We start from the raw sequence: 15,780 nt of genomic DNA, 5'->3' as shown, positions 1-15,780 counted from the left end.
TTCATGCCTCCTCGAAAGAAATCTCTGGCAACTGAGCAAGAATATCGTCTCGCTTAATGGCCCCTTGGCGTAAGATTTTCACCTTGTCTCCCGACAAATCCAAAATAGTTGAATCCTGTCCAGTTAGAAAAGCATCGTCTTCCAGACCCAGAACCTCTTGGTCAAAATCCTCTAGAATTTGATTAAAGGTCACTCCACTTGCCTGACCTGAAATATTGGCAGACGGCCCAATCAAGGGCCCTGTCACTCGAATTAAATCCAGTGTGATAGGGTGACTGGGCATCCGAAATCCAACAGTTTCAAGACCAGAATTGACCCAATAGGGAACTCGGTCATTGGCTTCGAGAATAATGGTCAAGGGACCTGGTAAAAAGGTCTCGACAAGTTTTTGTAGATAAGCTGGCTGATTCTTTGAAAAGTGCAAGATAACCTCTAAAGAGGCGATATTGAGATTGAGTGCTTTGTCTCTAGGACGACGTTTGAGCTGGTAAACATGGTCAACTGCTTTTTCGTCTAGCGCCTTGGCAAAAAGACCATAAACCGTCTCTGTAGGCAGAACGACTGCTCCGCCCTTTTCCAACTCTTGTCTAATCCTGTCCATCATCAACCACGACCATCCTATCTTGACCAAATTGGTCCTTGAGTATTCGTACTCGCTTTTCAGGAAGATGTTTCCTAAAAAGTTCAGGAACACTTTGACCTTGCTTGTATCCAATTTCAAGGTAAATCTTACCACCATCTTTGAGATAGTCTTTTGCATCTTCCGCAATTCTACGGTAAATAGCTAGGCCATCCTCGTCTGCAAAGAGAGCTAGATGAGGCTCCGAATGCAAGACATTCAAGCTGACCTCTGACTCATCTTCACGAGAGATATAGGGTGGATTGGAAACAATTATATCATATTTTTCAGAAATTTCTGTAAAACAGTCAGATTTTTTTAAAAATATTTGAAGATTTTGATTTTTAGCATTTTCCTTAGCTAAATCTAAGGCATCTTGGGAAATATCTACTGCCGTCACTGACCAAGCTGGTCTATTTTTTGCTAAGGCGAGAGCAATAGCTCCACTTCCTGTTCCAATATCCAGAACTGAAAGATTCGTCTCAGGATTTTCAGCCAGGATAAGCTCCACCAACTCCTCTGTTTCTGGACGAGGGATCAATACTCGCTCATCAACTTTTAACTGCATTCCATAAAAATCTGCCTGTCCAATGATGTACTGAGCCGGTTTATGAGCTGCTAACTGTTGGAAAATTCCTTTTACAAATACTTCTTCCTCTTTTGTCACCTCTTGCTGGAGGGCAAAAACAAAGTCCGTAAAAGAGAGATTTTTCAGGCTACGATAGACAAAAGAGAGGCTTTCAGCTTCCTCTCCTTGTCCTATCAACTCTTCTTCAAAATCTGAAAATAATTGAGCTAATTTCATTATTTGTTTAATTCTTCCAATTTTTGTGTTTGGTCATAAAGAACCAAGGCATCCACAACTTCATCCAATTTACCAGACAAAATAGTATCTAGTTTTTGGAGAGTCAAGCCGATACGGTGGTCTGTGACACGGTTTTGTGGGAAGTTATAAGTACGAATCCGTTCTGAACGGTCACCAGTACCGATTGTTGACTTACGCTCAGCGTCTTGTTCATCTTGTGCAATTTGTGCAAAGTGGTCAGCAACACGCGCACGAATGATTTTCATGGCTTTCTCACGGTTTTTCTGCTGGGTACGTTCTTCCTGCATCTCAACCTTGATATTGGTTGGCAAGTGAACGATACGAACGGCAGTCGCAACCTTATTGACGTTCTGTCCACCAGCACCAGAGGCGTGATAGATGTCAACACGAAGGTCTTTTGGATCAATGTCGTATTCAACCTCTTCAACTTCTGGCATAATAAGAACTGTCGCTGTCGAAGTATGAACACGGCCTTGGCTTTCTGTCACAGGGACCCGTTGCACACGGTGGGCACCTGATTCGTACTTAAGCTTAGAGTATACAGACTGACCTGAAACCATGGCAACCACTTCTTTGAAACCACCGACACCATTCATAGAGGCTTCCATGACTTCAAAGCGCCAGCCTTGTGCTTCCGCATACTTTTGGTACATGGTTAAAAGGTCTCCAGCGAAAAGTGCTGCTTCGTCGCCTCCAGCTGCTCCACGGATTTCTAGGATGATATTCTTGTCATCGTTTGGATCCTTTGGAAGGAGTAAAATTTTGAGTTTTTCTTCGTATTCTTCTTTTTCAGCCTTGGCATCTTTGAGCTCTTGCTTGGCCATTTCTTCCAAGTCCGCATCTCCACCTGATTCCTTAATCATTTCTTCAGCGTCAACGATGTTTTGAAGGACTTGTTTGTACTCACGGTAGGCTGTTACTGTATCACGAGTTGAAGCTTCTTCTTTTGAAAGCTCCATAAAACGTTTGGTGTCAGAGACCACATCCGGGTCACTGAGCAATTCTCCTAATTCTTCATAACGGTCTTCTACAGCTTGTAGTTGATCATAGATGTTCATTTTTTCTCCTTATTTCTCAATTGTCAAATCATAGATTGCTACTACTTCGTTCTCGGATATTTCCCCAGTTTCTTTAAATCCATAACTGAGGTAACATGATCTTGCATGTTCGTTTTCTGGTTCATAAGACAACCAAAGTTTATTGCCTAAACCTGCTGGCGCTGTCCGAACATAGTCTAGTACTTTATCCATAATTGGTTTAAAATATCCTTGATTTTGAAAATTCTTATCAATCATAAACCGAAATAGTAAATAATTTCCACTACTAATTCCGATCTTTTTATCATAAGCTATCATCACAAAACCTATAATTGCATCATTATCATAAACTGCCAATGGAGCTACAAAATCTCCATTTTTAGTGTAGACGTATGCTTCAGCTAAACTAATTGCGTTGGTTGCAATGAATTGTTTTTGATATTCCTTGACATCCAAATTCAAAACATCAAAATAATTTTCCATTGTAACATCTCTTAGTTCAATTGTCATAGTTTTGCTCCTTGTTAGAGGTTATCATTGGCGCAAAATAATGTTTACGGCAAACTGAGATATAGGTTTCATTACCACCAATCTGGATCTGTTCTCCATCATAAACGGGCAGTCCATCCTGTGTTCGCAAAACCATAGTCGCCTTTTTCTTACAATACTGACAGATGGTTTTAATCTCATCGATTTTATCTGCTAAAAGCAAGAGATACTTGGAACCTTCGAACAGTTCATTGCGAAAGTCATTTTTCAAGCCAAAAGCCATGACAGGTATGTCTAACTCATCCACAACACGAGCTAGATCGTAAACATGGTGACGCTTGAGAAACTGGGCTTCATCGACCAAAACACAGTAAGGTTTTTCTGGTAGGTCTCGGATATAGCCGAAGATATCCGTCGTTTCCTCAATCGCAATGGCAGGGCGTTTCATACCAATCCGACTCGACACATAGCCAACACCGTCACGCGTATCCAGAGCCGAGGTCATAATCACAACACCTTTTCCTTGCTCCTCATAGTTATAGGCCACCTTGAGAATCTCAATCGTCTTACCAGAGTTCATGGTCCCATAACGATAATACAACTGTGCCATGTTTCTTGCTTCACGTCCATTTCTAAATTTTTGCTACATTCTAGTATATCATAATTTTCTTAAGCTTTAAACGGCAAAATGTGGTAAAATAGAAGAAATCAAAAACTAGTGGAGGAAGCTATTATGCCATTTGTACGCATCGATTTATTTGAAGGACGCACGCTCGAGCAAAAGAAGGCTCTTGCTAAGGAAGTAACGGAAGCGGTTGTCCGTAACACTGGAGCACCTCAATCAGCTGTTCATGTCATCATCAACGACATGCCAGAAGGAACTTACTTTCCACAAGGGGAAATGCGTACCAAATAAGCTAGCTTAAGCAGAAATGCTTAGGCTTTTTCAATCTCCAAGTAGCATCCATTGAAGAAATAGCCTAAATTTGTTACAATTTGAAAGGATACTTGGAAAAATTTCCAAGAAAAGAGCTATTAATTAAAGGAAACATTATGATTACACGTGAATTTGATACCATCGCTGCTATCTCTACTCCACTAGGTGAAGGGGCTATTGGTATTGTCCGCCTGAGCGGAACAGAAAGTTTTGCGATTGCGCAAAAGATTTTTAAAGGAAAAGACTTGAGTCAGGTTGCTAGCCATACCCTTAACTACGGTCACATTGTTGACCCTCAAAATGGTAAGGTCATGGACGAGGTTATGGTTGGAGCCATGAAGTCTCCAAAGACCTTCACTCGTGAGGATATTATCGAGATTAACACCCACGGTGGGATTGCGGTGACCAATGAGATTCTCCAGCTAGCTATCCGTGAAGGAGCTCGGTTGGCAGAACCTGGTGAATTTACCAAACGTGCCTTCCTAAATGGACGTGTTGACTTGACTCAGGCTGAAGCCGTTATGGACATCATCCGTGCTAAGACAGACAAGGCTATGAACATTGCAGTTAAACAATTAGACGGCTCCCTTTCTGACCTGATTAACAATACCCGTCAAGAAATCCTCAATACACTTGCCCAAGTCGAGGTGAATATTGATTATCCTGAGTACGACGATGTTGAGGAAGCCACTACTGCTGTGGTCCGTGAGAAGACTATGGAGTTTGAACAATTACTAACTAATCTCCTTAGGACAGCCCGTCGTGGCAAAATCCTTCGGGAAGGAATTTCTACAGCAATCATCGGCCGTCCCAATGTTGGGAAATCTAGCCTTCTCAACAACCTCTTGCGTGAGGACAAGGCTATCGTTACAGATATTGCTGGTACAACCCGTGATGTCATCGAAGAATACGTCAACATCAATGGTGTTCCTCTCAAATTGATTGATACAGCTGGTATCCGTGAAACGGATGATATCGTTGAACAAATCGGTGTTGAGCGTTCGAAAAAAGCTCTTAAGGAAGCTGACTTGGTTCTGCTAGTACTAAACTCTAGCGAGCCCTTAACTGCCCAAGACCGACAACTTCTTGAGATTAGCCAAGATACAAACCGTATTATTCTTCTTAATAAAACCGACCTGCCTGAAGCGATTGAAACTTCGGAACTACCTGAAGACGTCATCCGCATTTCAGTCCTTAAAAACCAAAACATCGATAAGATTGAAGAGAGAATCAACAACCTCTTCTTTGAAAATGCTGGTTTGGTTGAGCAAGATGCCACTTACTTGTCAAATGCCCGTCATATTTCCTTGATTGAGAAGGCTGTTGAAAGCCTACAGGCTGTTAATGAAGGGCTGGAACTAGGTATGCCAGTTGACTTGCTTCAAGTTGACTTGACTCGTACTTGGGAAATCCTCGGAGAAATCACTGGGGATGCTGCACCAGATGAACTCATTACCCAACTTTTTAGCCAATTCTGTTTAGGAAAATAAGAAAAATCCATGATCGTTCGTGCGGTCATGGATTTTATTGTCTTATTAGTAATCTGGTCTTAAGACACCTGTTACAGTTGCCTTGGTCGCTTCGTAGTCGCCATCTACGACGACTTTGATAATGCGTTTGGCATCTTCTTCTGGTGCTGGAACTAGAGGTAAGCGTGTTGGTCCAGCTTCAAATCCCATATAGTTCAGAACAGCTTTAACTGGAGCAGGACTTGGATAAGAGAAGAGGGCATTAACCTTAGGAATGAATTTACGCTGAATAGCTGCCGCTTTCTTCATATCGCTTTCTGCAATGGCAGTAAACATCTCGTGCATCTCATCTCCATTTGTATGGGATGCAACAGAAATAACCCCATCAGCACCAAGGTTCATGGCATGGAAAGCATCTCCATCCTCACCAGTATAGACCAAGAACTCTTCTGGTTTGTGCTCAATCAAGTAAGCCATATTAGCCAAACTAGTACATTCTTTGACACCAATAATATTTGGATGGTCAGCCAAGCGAAGCATGGTTTCTGGAGTCAATTCGACAACCACACGCCCAGGAATGTTATAGATAATAATTGGTAGGTCAGAAGCATCTGCAATGGCTTTAAAATGCTGATACATTCCTTCTTGCGAAGGTTTGTTGTAGTAAGGAACAATAGCAAGTCCAGCAGCAAAGCCGCCAAATTCTGCTACTTCTTTGACAAACTCAATAGAGTCACGCGTATCATTAGTACCTACACCCGCAATCAAAGGAACGCGTCCATTGACAATCTTTTGTACAGCCGCAAAGAGTTCCAACTCCTCATCGTGGGTCAAAGTTGGACTCTCAGCAGTGGTCCCTGCGAGGAGAATTCCGTCTGTATGATGCGCTAACAGATGCTCAATCAAGGCTGGAATAGCGTCAAAGTTGATAGAACCATCCTCATGGAAGGGGGTAATAAAAGCTGTGATGATTTTACACTCTTTTAAATCTTGATAAGACATGAAAACACCTCTCTATTTCAAAGAAGGAGTTCATCTGAACTCCTAAACGATATAACTATTTTAATTCAAATTTCAATTCAGCTGTTGGACGAACCAATCCACGTTCGTGAAGAGTTTCTGCAATCTGAACTGAGTTCCAAGCAGCACCTTTGAGAAGGTTATCTGAAACAACCCACATGTGGATTCCTTTTTCAGCATCCAAGTCTTTACGGATACGACCAACAAAGGTATCACGCGAACCCACTGCATTGATGGCTTGAGGATAAATTTGATGAGCGACATCATCTTCAAGGACAGCACCTGGGAAAGCTGCGATAGCTGCTTTTACTTCTTCGATTGGAGCCACTTCTTTTGTTTCGATGTAAACAGACTCAGAGTGAGCTGACAAGACTGGAATACGCACACATGTTGCAGATACTGCAATGCTATCATCTTCCATGATTTTCTTAGTTTCCTTGGTCATCTTCATCTCTTCGTATGTGTAATCATTGTCAGTGAAGACATCGATTTGTGGAAGAGCGTTAAAGGCGATAGGATAATGTTTCTTGTCACCGCCTGAAGGTAAGATTTCCGCATGCAAATCACGTGGTTTCACACCATCATTCAAGACTTCACGAAGTTCACGTTGTGTTTCAAGAATTGCTCCCATACCAGCACCTGAAACTGCTTGGTAAGTTGAAACAATGATACGATCCAAGCCCCATTTTTGACGAACTGGCTCAAGAGCTACCATCATTTGGATTGTTGAACAGTTAGGGCAGGCAATAATACCGTTGTGGGCATCAAGTGCATGAGCATTGACCTCTGGGACAACCAATGGTACATCAGGATTTTGACGGAAGTAAGATGTATTATCTACTACTACCGCGCCAGCTTTAACTGCGTATGGTGCATACTTAGCTGATGTAGAACCGCCTGCTGAAAAGAGAGCAATGTCAACTCCTTCAAAAGCTGTTTCAATCGTTTCTTCAATCGTAATGTCTTGGTCTTTAAATTTCAAAGTCTTGCCTGCTGAACGTGCAGAAGCAAGTAAACGAATTTTATCGATTGGAAGTGTTGATTCTTCCAACATTTTTATCATCTGAGCACCGACAGCACCTGTCGCGCCGACTACAGCAACTGTATATCCCATACATAACCTCTTTCGGAATTTTCTAAAAATTTCTATAATAGAAGTATTATACTACTTTTTCCATGAATTGCAAAGCTTTTTCATCATTTTTCGGAAAATAAAAATCCCCAATCGCTAGACTAGGGACTAAGAGGCATCTTCATGTGATGAGCAGGTTCACACAACTCATCAAGGTCCGCTCCTGCGTTATGACCTCCTTATGCTCAATAGTAGTCCGAAGACTACCTATCGACTCATCGCATCTTCTATTCTACTAAAGAGAATCACTTTTGTCAACAGACGAAACTCTTTAGTTTCATTTACACAGATGAATAGAAATATCTTTGAAACATTTGATACAGACATAACAAAAACCCTTTATTTATAAGGGTTTTCTTGTCTATTATATGCTAATTGCCGGGATTGAACCGGCGACCTCATCCTTACCATGGATGCGCTCTGCCAACTGAGCTAAATCAGCTTACTTAAGAAGTATACTATAATCAGAAAAACTTGTCAAGTTTCCTTAGAAATTTTCTATAAGAAAAAGCCAGGTAAAGGCTACCTAGCTTGTCCTGTTCTATTTGCTTAAATCAATTCGACGACCAATTTTACCGATAATAATCGCTCCAATAATCAATGAGGCAAATTCACCAATCCCTGTTGTAAACCAAGTAAGGAAGAATGGTAATTCTGCTACAATATTTAACTCTGCAGCGATAGTAAACATGGAAATTGAAAAGAGGATTGAAAAGAAGAAATGATCTTTTCGAATCAATCCGTTAAAGAGGTAATCCTTGCTGTATTTTGCAAAAAGCCAAACACCTAGACTGAGGAATACTAGGGTTGATCCACCACCAACAAAGACATCTAGCAGTCCGAAGCTAAAGAAATTAGCAATCATACAACCGATGGTAACTCCGATGATGTACTTAGGATTGTAAAAAGCCATAAAGTTCATCATTTCTGAAATACGGAACTGATAAGCACCATAGCTAATGGCATTTAGAGGCGGTGTGACAGTCAAAACGACATAGATAGCAGCGACGATTGCAATATCTGCAACATCACGAATAGTTAATTTTTTCATCTTTTCTCCTTTGGCGGTTGCCCGCGTGTAATATGCTTGGTGAAAGAAGCTAAGCACCAAGGGTTGCTTTATTCAACCCTACTAGTATAGCACAATAGCCTGCTTTATGCTATACTTAAAGCATGAAAAAACCTATTCAAAAATTTTTTAACAATGAAATCTTAGCCTATCTCTTTTTTGGCCTTGCAACAACTCTAGTTTCAATTCTCTCACGACTAGTCATTTATCAGCTAACTCATAAAGAACTCCTCGCTACTGCCCTAGCAAATATTATTGGTATCCTATTTGCCTTTATCACAAATGATACGATTGTATTTAAGCAAGCAAGGAAGAGTCGACTTATCCGTTTAGTGAAATTTTTTCTTGCCCGCCTTTCTACTTTTCTGTTAGATTTGCTCTTTACTTTTCTGTTTGTGACTCAATTCCCTCATATCATAGGGCAATTCGTAAATGAAAACATTGATAAGATAAATGCTATTGAAACAATAATTGCACAAATACTCATTATTATCATCAATTATATCTTGAGCAAGGTCTATATTTTTAGAAAATAATGTTCCATTTATGAGCCTTTTAATTGCCTTCTATAATGATTTAGGATACAATGAAACACGAAACGTTGAAAGGAAAACAGTATGTTAAAAAATCTAAAATCATTCTTGCTTCGAGGAAATGTTATTGACCTTGCTGTCGGTGTTGTCATTGCCTCTGCTTTTGGTGCTATCGTTACTTCACTTGTAAACGACATTATCACTCCTCTTATTTTAAATCCAGCTTTGAAAGCTGCTAAAGTCGAACGTATCGCTCAACTTTCTTGGCATGGAGTCGGCTATGGTAACTTTTTAAGTGCTATTATCAATTTTATCTTTGTGGGTACCGCCCTCTTCTTTATTATCAAGGGTATTGAAAAAGCACAGAAACTGACTGGCATAAAGGAAGAAAAAACTGACGAAAAAAAACCAACCGAATTGGAAGTCCTTCAAGAAATCAAAGCTCTTCTTGAGAAAAAATAATCGTTTAAAAGGATCTAGCACAAAGCTAAATCCTTTTTTCTTTACTCTTTGGGTAACTTGCCTGCTTTTTCTAGCATCTTCTTGATAAGATAAGGCATCTTGACATTCTCCCGACCTTTTTTCTCAATTAGTTTTTTCACAAATTCAGGCATTTGTAAATCTTGAGATTCAGCCAAAATGTTTTTCGTCTCATCTGAAGGAACTAACTCATCAAAGGTTTCTTCTTCTGGAAGAAATTCCTTAAACTCTTGATGTTCATTGGCTCTGACTGTATTAATCAAGGCAGCAATTAAGCGAGAATCCGTATTTGGCATTGGTGGACGATGGTAGTTGACACCCAATTCCTGACATAACTCATAACATTCCACATCATTATCAAACAAGACCTCAATATGCTCACTAATGAAGCTGATAGGAACAAAAATATAATGGTCTGGATGTTCTGTCTGTTCTCTGAGATACTCCAAAACATCTGGCTTAATCCATGGAATACCGATATCACTTTCACTCTGCCAAGTGTTGGTATATTGTTCGGAACTCAAACCTAGTTTTTCAGCGACTAACTTGCTATTTTCAAAAATTTGATCGATATAGGGATCACCAAAATCCAAGGCAAAAATGGGCACACTGTGGGCTGAAAAGATGACTTTAAAGCTATCCTGCTTTACTTCTTCTTTTAAAATCTTAGCAATTTCATCTGCCCAATAGTTTAAGAGCTCTTCTTCCTGATACCAGTCCTTAATGACCAAAAATTGAATTTGCTTGCTTTCTAAAAATTTCTCATAGCCCATGACAGAGTAAAAAGAATAATGAGGCTCCAAAATCAAGCAAATACACTGTTCAATGCCGTCTGCTTCCATCTGACCAATCACATCTGGGATAAAGGGTTTGGAAAATTTATTGGCAAAATAGACACTATATTCATTTCCCAGTCTAGCTTCTACCAAGGCAACCTCTTCACGGGTAATTCTTTGTAGAGGTGTGCCTCCAATTCGTACATAATTATCATAGAGAGTTTGAATCTCATGGTCTTGAGGTCTTACTCCACGACGAATATTTGTGAAAAAATCAGCTACACCTTCAAAGGTAATCTCTTCCGGTGAACCGAAGGTCATCATTAAAATTGCTTTTTTCATAACTGCTTCCTTGTGATATTTTTATCAAATTTATTTTATCATGAATCCACTGATAAGTAAACGCTAATATAGCGACATTCACAATCTTTTGTTTTTCTCTTCTTTCTATGATACAATGGAAAAAATGAATTCAAAAGGAGTTTTTTATGACTTACCCCAATCTCTTGGACCGCTTCTTAACCTACGTTAAGGTCAACACGCGCTCTGATGAACACTCTACTACTACTCCAAGTACGCAGAGTCAGGTAGATTTTGCTACAAATGTTCTTATTCCTGAAATGAAACGTGTTGGACTTCAAAACGTCTACTACCTTCCAAATGGTTTTGCAATTGGGACCTTGCCAGCCAATGATCCAGCTCTAACACGAAAAATTGGCTTCATCTCCCATATGGATACTGCTGATTTTAATGCCGAAGGAGTCAATCCACAGGTAATTGAAAACTACGATGGTAGTGTGATTGAACTTGGAAATTCTGGTTTCAAACTCGATCCAGCCGACTTTAAGAGTCTTGAGAAATATCCAGGACAAACGCTCATCACAACCGACGGAACAAGCTTGCTAGGTGCTGATGACAAGTCAGGAATTGCTGAAATTATGACTGCTATTGAATATCTGACTGCCCACCCTGAAATCAAACACTGTGAGATTCGTGTTGGTTTTGGTCCAGATGAGGAAATCGGTGTTGGTGCTAATCAATTTGATGCAGATGATTTTGATGTGGACTTTGCCTACACAGTTGATGGTGGTCCATTAGGTGAGCTTCAGTACGAGACCTTCTCAGCAGCTGGGGCTGAATTGCATTTCCAAGGACGCAATGTCCACCCTGGTACTGCAAAGGGACAGATGGTAAATGCTCTGCAATTAGCAATTGATTTCCATAATCAACTCCCTGAAACTGACCGTCCTGAACTGACAGAGGGTTACCAAGGTTTCTATCATCTTATGGATGTGACAGGTAGTGTCGAGGAAGCGCGTGCAAGCTACATCATTCGCGATTTTGAAAAAGATGCCTTTGAAGCTCGTAAAACAACTATGCAGTCTATCGCTGATAAGATGAATCAAGAACTTGGTAGCGACCGTATCACCCTCAACTTGACAGACCAGTACTACAATATGAAAGAAGTCATTGAGAAAGATATGACTCCAATTACCATTGCCAAAGCCGTTATGGAAGATCTAGGTATCACTCCTATTATCGAACCAATCCGTGGAGGGACAGACGGCTCTAAGATTTCCTTTATGGGAATCCCAACTCCCAATATCTTTGCTGGTGGCGAGAACATGCACGGTCGTTTTGAATACGTCAGCCTTCAGACTATGGAACGTGCAGTTGATACAATTATTGGCATCGTAGCTTATAAAGACTAAAAAGACGAGGTAGCTCAGCTACTTCGCCTTTCTTTTTATTCTGCTGGTTTTTCTTGATTTCCAGTAGCTGTAGAAGATTCTGTTGTTTCATTTTTTGAAGTTGATTCAACAGGTTTAGAATCTCTTGTATTGGTTGGTTTGTTTTCGTCGCTAGCAGTTTCACTGTTAGATTCTGCAGTTGCGTTTGGTTGGTTCTCAGCACTGGTATTATCACCATTTGCCTCGGCATTTCTTGCTGGACTTGTTTCTTCACTTGCGCTAGCTTTTGACTGGATTTGGTGATTCAAAACTAGAATAGCTTTTGTCAATTCAAGTAAAGCTGCTTTGTCTTTACTCTTAGCAGAAAGTTGATCTAGTAATGCATCCACTTTATCAAAGTCATCATCAGAACCATTATTACTTTCTAAATAAGAGTGAAGCGATATGAGAATATCGTAGAGTTTTTGATAGAGTACAAGTGTCTGAGGATCTTGTTCAGCATTTTCCTTCTCTTGTTGAAGGGCGCTAGCGATACGAGTCAAGACATCTTTTACCTGGCTATTTACTTCATCCAAGTCTGCATCAGCCTTGTTTGTGGCAGCTTTGAGATTTTCTACTTCTTCTGCCAAGGATTGTCTGATTCCTTCTTCTTGGAGTTGTTCCAAGAGTTGATTTGCCTTGCTCAAAAGACTTTCTACTTCTTCCTTGCTAACATGATTGACATGTTCTTCTTTTTTAAGATCAGGATAAAGATCTTTCAAAAATTCATAAATCGCTTGCTTAGCAGATTGGCTATCAACTGTTTCTTTATCTAAAACTGTTTCATTTACTTTTGCAGAAGTTGGCTGATTTTTTAAAGCCTCTTCTACTTCTTGTTTTGTTTGATAAATGCTTGGGAACAGTTTATTCAAGTCCACAGCCTTACGGAAGGATTGGGATTGATATAAAGTAAAAGTCAAATTAGCTACTTTATTACGAAGCTCATCACTTAAACGGCCATCGTTTACATGCTCATAGAAGTACTTGATGTATTCCACTGTTGTGTCACCAGTACGATCATTAAAGTCTTGAAGAGCTTGAAGTTGTGATTCAACTGCTGCTAAACCAGCCTCATCTTTAGCCAGTTTAGCTTCTTGGAGTCGAACGAGAAGGTCTTTCTTTGGAAGTCCATAAGAGTCTGTATCCAAGGTATTGATTTTATCAATCAAGGCCTGATATTTCTTATCTAAAGCACTTGTTTCAACAGGTTTGACACTTTCATCAATATGGATATATTGCTTATCAAAGAGATCTAGTGTCGCAAGATAACCTGCTGTAGAGTTAGTTGCTAGTTTCTTCATATTTTCAGTAAACTGACCTAAGGCTAACTCAATCTGTCTTTGTTCGATAGGCTTGTCTTTGTAGATACTTCTGCTGTCAGCTAGAAGTTGATCTACTTTTTCCAAGACTGCCTTCTCATCAAAAGCTCCAGGTTGGTAGTTGGATTGTAGGGCTGGAATCTTGTTTTTCAAAGCTACTTCATATCCCTTAGTTTGCACCTTGATGTAGTGATTGTGGTCGCCATGAGGAATTACAAAACTACCATTTTCTACCTGTAAACTATAAGGTGATACACCATCACGCAATGCGGTCGTGTAAAGTTCATTTAGGAAATCAAGTTCTGGATTCCCAGTTTGCAGTGGCAAACGAACATGTTCCTTACGAACAGCATATGGGTGGATATGAGTTGGATCGTAGGCCTGGTCTGGATTTCCAAAGACAAAGAATCCGTTTGAAATTCTAATAGCTTCAAGTGGAACACCATAGGTCTTAGAAATATAAGCAATCTTTTCTTCATCACTAGCATCTCTTGAGAAAGACTCTACTGTTTTAGCAAGAGGTTGAACAGGCTCTGCATCATGATGTGCTTTCAAATGATCCTGAGCTTCCTTAATTTGATCAGCTGTCAAATCCTTCTTGAAGAAGTAATGATTGTGGTCTCCGTGACTCATGACAAAGCCTTGATCATCCTCACTGATGACACGATCGGCATCAAAACCGTGATCATGGTCTTCCCCATGATGGTGGTCATGCTCATCACCATCGTGATCGTCATCATGGGCTGGGCTTGGTGTTACTGGCGTTTTACCTCTCAAATGATCCTGCGCTGCCTTAATTTGCTCTGCTGACAAGTCCTTCTTGAAGAAATAATGATTGTGGTTACCATGAGTCATGACAAAGCCTGCCGCATCTTCCGCAATAATACGATTAGCATCAAAGCCGTGTCCATCTTCTTCATGTTCCTCATGTGAAACACCAGGATTAACTGGAAGAGATGGCAAAGGTGTTGTTAGACTATTACTTGGAAGAGTCGGTTGTCCAATTTGATTCAACTTAGGAATGTAATGGAAATGATCACCATGTCTTACGATATAAGCTGTTGCTGTTTCCTCAACAATATCTTTTGGATTAAAAATATAGCCATCAGATGTTGAAGAGATAGGCTTATTTGTAAGTAATGAGGCACTATTCAAAGTAGATGGACTACTTGAAAGACTTCCTAGACTAGACGCTACTTCATGAGGTTTTTCATTTGTAGAGACCGTAGAATCAGTTCCACCGATAGGCACCATTCTAGCAATCTTTTCTTCTAAGGCAGAAAGCTTGCTGTAAGGAATAAAGTGATAATGGTCGCCATGCGGAATCGCAACTCCATTTGCCGTGCGACTGATAATCTTAGCAGGGTCAAAGACCAAACCATCTGATTCACTGTAACGTTGGTCACTAGGCGAATCATAGAGTTCCTTCAAAAGACTCTGGAGATTTTCAACTTTGCTTTCTGACTTGCTAGTTGAGCCTTGTGCTACAGATTGCGTGTTATTGTCACTAGCTGTTGAAGAATAGCTTAGCTGACTCGGTTGCGTATTTTTCCCATCTAGATGAGCTTTTGCTGCTGCTAATTCACTAGCAGACAAATCACTTTTTGGAATGTAGTGATAGTGACCTCCGTGAGGAACGATATAAGCATCACCAGTATCTTCGATAATATCAGCTGGATTAAAGACATAACCATCATCTGTCGTATAGCGCCCCTGAGATCTTGCTACAGCAACATTAGAGTTGACCTTCTCATTATCTTTACCATGTTCTTGTTTTTGGCGATTGATTTCATCTTTTGTTCGTACATTTTCTGCATGAGCTGCATCTTTTAGGTAGACATAATATTTTCCATCTACCTTGATGATATACCCCCCCTTGACTTCATTGACAATATCTCCATCCTTAAGTTGGTAGTTTGGATCCTTCATCAAGAGTTCTTCACTAAAGAGGGCATCATAAGGAACTTTCCCATTATAGTAATGATAGTGATCACCGTGTGATGTTACATAGCCTTGATCTGTAATTTTGATGACAATTTGCTCAGCCTGAATTCCTTCTTTCTGGCTAACCTGATCTGGTGTCAAGTTTTCACTTTTCTGACTTGACTGGCTGCCATCCACATAAGAAACACGATTATTGTCCTTATTTTCCTGCGAACGATGCTGGTTCAGTGCATAGGCGCAAAGACTCAAGGATACGATAACAGCTGATCCAGCTGCTATATACTTTTTACTGAATTTCATAAATCCCTCATTTCAATAAATGATGAAGCTTTTTCTTAACTTCTTTTTCTCGGTTAAACATTTTTTCTAAACTGGTTATTTAACCATTTAATTAACCAGT

At 40.1% G+C, this 15,780-nt stretch carries 15 protein-coding genes, 1 tRNA gene and 1 riboswitch; of the genes, 5 read left to right on the top strand and 11 right to left on the bottom strand.

What is annotated here, in order from left to right:
• Position 1 precedes the first annotated feature (1 nt).
• The 5 genes from HT679_RS00970 to HT679_RS00950 are packed head-to-tail and all read right to left on the bottom strand — an operon-like array spanning position 2 to position 3,581.
• Positions 2-604: an L-threonylcarbamoyladenylate synthase gene (locus HT679_RS00970; RefSeq protein WP_173212370.1), complete on the bottom strand. Its 603-nt coding sequence runs from the start codon at positions 602-604 to the stop codon at positions 2-4.
• On the bottom strand, positions 588-1,424 hold the full coding sequence (prmC, locus tag HT679_RS00965; RefSeq protein ID WP_173212368.1) for a peptide chain release factor N(5)-glutamine methyltransferase: 837 nt from the start codon (positions 1,422-1,424) through the stop codon (positions 588-590). Before prmC ends, HT679_RS00970 begins: the two co-directional genes overlap by 17 nt.
• On the bottom strand, positions 1,424-2,503 hold the full coding sequence (gene prfA / locus HT679_RS00960) for a peptide chain release factor 1 (RefSeq protein WP_049478744.1): 1,080 nt from the start codon (positions 2,501-2,503) through the stop codon (positions 1,424-1,426). The genes prmC and prfA overlap by 1 nt, the downstream gene beginning before the upstream one ends.
• A 9-nt stretch (positions 2,504-2,512) precedes the next feature.
• Entirely contained in the window at positions 2,513-2,992 is a 480-nt protein-coding gene (locus HT679_RS00955; RefSeq protein WP_119919539.1) for a GNAT family N-acetyltransferase, read from the bottom strand.
• On the bottom strand, positions 2,982-3,581 hold the full coding sequence (locus HT679_RS00950; RefSeq protein WP_084863496.1) for a thymidine kinase: 600 nt from the start codon (positions 3,579-3,581) through the stop codon (positions 2,982-2,984). Before HT679_RS00950 ends, HT679_RS00955 begins: the two co-directional genes overlap by 11 nt.
• A 123-nt stretch (positions 3,582-3,704) precedes the next feature.
• Between HT679_RS00950 and HT679_RS00945 the strand changes: the two genes are divergently transcribed.
• A complete protein-coding gene (locus HT679_RS00945) occupies positions 3,705-3,887 on the top strand; it encodes a 4-oxalocrotonate tautomerase (protein ID WP_001117401.1) in 183 nt (60 codons plus the stop codon).
• A 137-nt stretch (positions 3,888-4,024) separates the two neighbouring features.
• Positions 4,025-5,398 carry a tRNA uridine-5-carboxymethylaminomethyl(34) synthesis GTPase MnmE gene (gene mnmE, locus HT679_RS00940; protein WP_119919540.1) on the top strand — a complete coding sequence of 458 codons (1,374 nt, stop codon included), beginning with the start codon at positions 4,025-4,027 and terminating at the stop codon, positions 5,396-5,398.
• 45 nt (positions 5,399-5,443) lie between these two features.
• Here the strand turns inward: mnmE and dapA are convergent, their stop codons facing one another.
• The 4 genes from dapA to HT679_RS00920 all read right to left on the bottom strand — a co-directional run bounded on the left by dapA (position 5,444) and on the right by HT679_RS00920 (position 8,580).
• Positions 5,444-6,379 carry a 4-hydroxy-tetrahydrodipicolinate synthase gene (gene dapA / locus HT679_RS00935; protein ID WP_000121608.1) on the bottom strand — a complete coding sequence of 312 codons (936 nt, stop codon included), beginning with the start codon at positions 6,377-6,379 and terminating at the stop codon, positions 5,444-5,446.
• Positions 6,380-6,434: 55 nt separating this feature from the next.
• Positions 6,435-7,511, bottom strand: a complete 1,077-nt coding sequence (locus HT679_RS00930) for an aspartate-semialdehyde dehydrogenase (RefSeq protein ID WP_173212366.1) — start codon at positions 7,509-7,511, stop codon at positions 6,435-6,437.
• 387 nt (positions 7,512-7,898) lie between these two features.
• Positions 7,899-7,971: transfer RNA gene (locus tag HT679_RS00925), tRNA-Thr, on the bottom strand.
• 99 nt (positions 7,972-8,070) lie between these two features.
• On the bottom strand, positions 8,071-8,580 hold the full coding sequence (locus tag HT679_RS00920; RefSeq protein ID WP_000737071.1) for a QueT transporter family protein: 510 nt from the start codon (positions 8,578-8,580) through the stop codon (positions 8,071-8,073).
• Positions 8,578-8,674: riboswitch (PreQ1 riboswitch) on the bottom strand. It overlaps the preceding gene by 3 nt.
• Positions 8,675-8,702: 28 nt before the next feature.
• Here HT679_RS00920 and HT679_RS00915 point away from each other — a divergent pair.
• Complete coding sequence (locus tag HT679_RS00915) at positions 8,703-9,134, top strand: GtrA family protein (RefSeq protein ID WP_173212365.1); 432 nt, start codon at positions 8,703-8,705, stop codon at positions 9,132-9,134.
• A gap of 81 nt (positions 9,135-9,215) precedes the next feature.
• Positions 9,216-9,593 carry a large conductance mechanosensitive channel protein MscL gene (gene mscL / locus HT679_RS00910; RefSeq protein ID WP_000916792.1) on the top strand — a complete coding sequence of 126 codons (378 nt, stop codon included), beginning with the start codon at positions 9,216-9,218 and terminating at the stop codon, positions 9,591-9,593.
• A gap of 41 nt (positions 9,594-9,634) precedes the next feature.
• On the opposite strand, the gene hemH is transcribed toward mscL, so the two are convergent.
• Entirely contained in the window at positions 9,635-10,729 is a 1,095-nt protein-coding gene (gene hemH / locus HT679_RS00905; RefSeq protein ID WP_173212363.1) for a ferrochelatase, read from the bottom strand.
• Between the two features lie 146 nt (positions 10,730-10,875).
• Between hemH and pepT the strand changes: the two genes are divergently transcribed.
• Positions 10,876-12,099, top strand: a complete 1,224-nt coding sequence (gene pepT, locus HT679_RS00900; protein WP_173212361.1) for a peptidase T — start codon at positions 10,876-10,878, stop codon at positions 12,097-12,099.
• Between the two features lie 35 nt (positions 12,100-12,134).
• On the opposite strand, the gene HT679_RS00895 is transcribed toward pepT, so the two are convergent.
• On the bottom strand, positions 12,135-15,680 hold the full coding sequence (locus HT679_RS00895; RefSeq protein ID WP_173212359.1) for a pneumococcal-type histidine triad protein: 3,546 nt from the start codon (positions 15,678-15,680) through the stop codon (positions 12,135-12,137).
• Positions 15,681-15,780: the final 100 nt, after the last annotated feature.

The sequence above is a fragment of the Streptococcus sp. 4886 genome, assembly GCF_013276485.1.
In the GTDB taxonomy this organism is placed as follows: Bacteria; Bacillota; Bacilli; order Lactobacillales; family Streptococcaceae; genus Streptococcus.
The sequence above is the reverse complement of the archived record's forward strand: the minus strand, read 5'-3'. Positions and strand labels throughout refer to the sequence as shown.

Coding starts and splice junctions, on each gene's coding strand:
- HT679_RS00970 (WP_173212370.1), bottom strand. CDS start 604: ATGATGGACAGGATTAGACAAGAGTTGGAAAAGGGCGGAGCAGTCGTT.
- prmC (WP_173212368.1), bottom strand. CDS start 1,424: ATGAAATTAGCTCAATTATTTTCAGATTTTGAAGAAGAGTTGATAGGA.
- prfA (WP_049478744.1), bottom strand. CDS start 2,503: ATGAACATCTATGATCAACTACAAGCTGTAGAAGACCGTTATGAAGAA.
- HT679_RS00955 (WP_119919539.1), bottom strand. CDS start 2,992: ATGACAATTGAACTAAGAGATGTTACAATGGAAAATTATTTTGATGTT.
- HT679_RS00950 (WP_084863496.1), bottom strand. CDS start 3,581: ATGGCACAGTTGTATTATCGTTATGGGACCATGAACTCTGGTAAGACG.
- HT679_RS00945 (WP_001117401.1), top strand. CDS start 3,705: ATGCCATTTGTACGCATCGATTTATTTGAAGGACGCACGCTCGAGCAA.
- mnmE (WP_119919540.1), top strand. CDS start 4,025: ATGATTACACGTGAATTTGATACCATCGCTGCTATCTCTACTCCACTA.
- dapA (WP_000121608.1), bottom strand. CDS start 6,379: ATGTCTTATCAAGATTTAAAAGAGTGTAAAATCATCACAGCTTTTATT.
- HT679_RS00930 (WP_173212366.1), bottom strand. CDS start 7,511: ATGGGATATACAGTTGCTGTAGTCGGCGCGACAGGTGCTGTCGGTGCT.
- HT679_RS00920 (WP_000737071.1), bottom strand. CDS start 8,580: ATGAAAAAATTAACTATTCGTGATGTTGCAGATATTGCAATCGTCGCT.
- HT679_RS00915 (WP_173212365.1), top strand. CDS start 8,703: ATGAAAAAACCTATTCAAAAATTTTTTAACAATGAAATCTTAGCCTAT.
- mscL (WP_000916792.1), top strand. CDS start 9,216: ATGTTAAAAAATCTAAAATCATTCTTGCTTCGAGGAAATGTTATTGAC.
- hemH (WP_173212363.1), bottom strand. CDS start 10,729: ATGAAAAAAGCAATTTTAATGATGACCTTCGGTTCACCGGAAGAGATT.
- pepT (WP_173212361.1), top strand. CDS start 10,876: ATGACTTACCCCAATCTCTTGGACCGCTTCTTAACCTACGTTAAGGTC.
- HT679_RS00895 (WP_173212359.1), bottom strand. CDS start 15,680: ATGAAATTCAGTAAAAAGTATATAGCAGCTGGATCAGCTGTTATCGTA.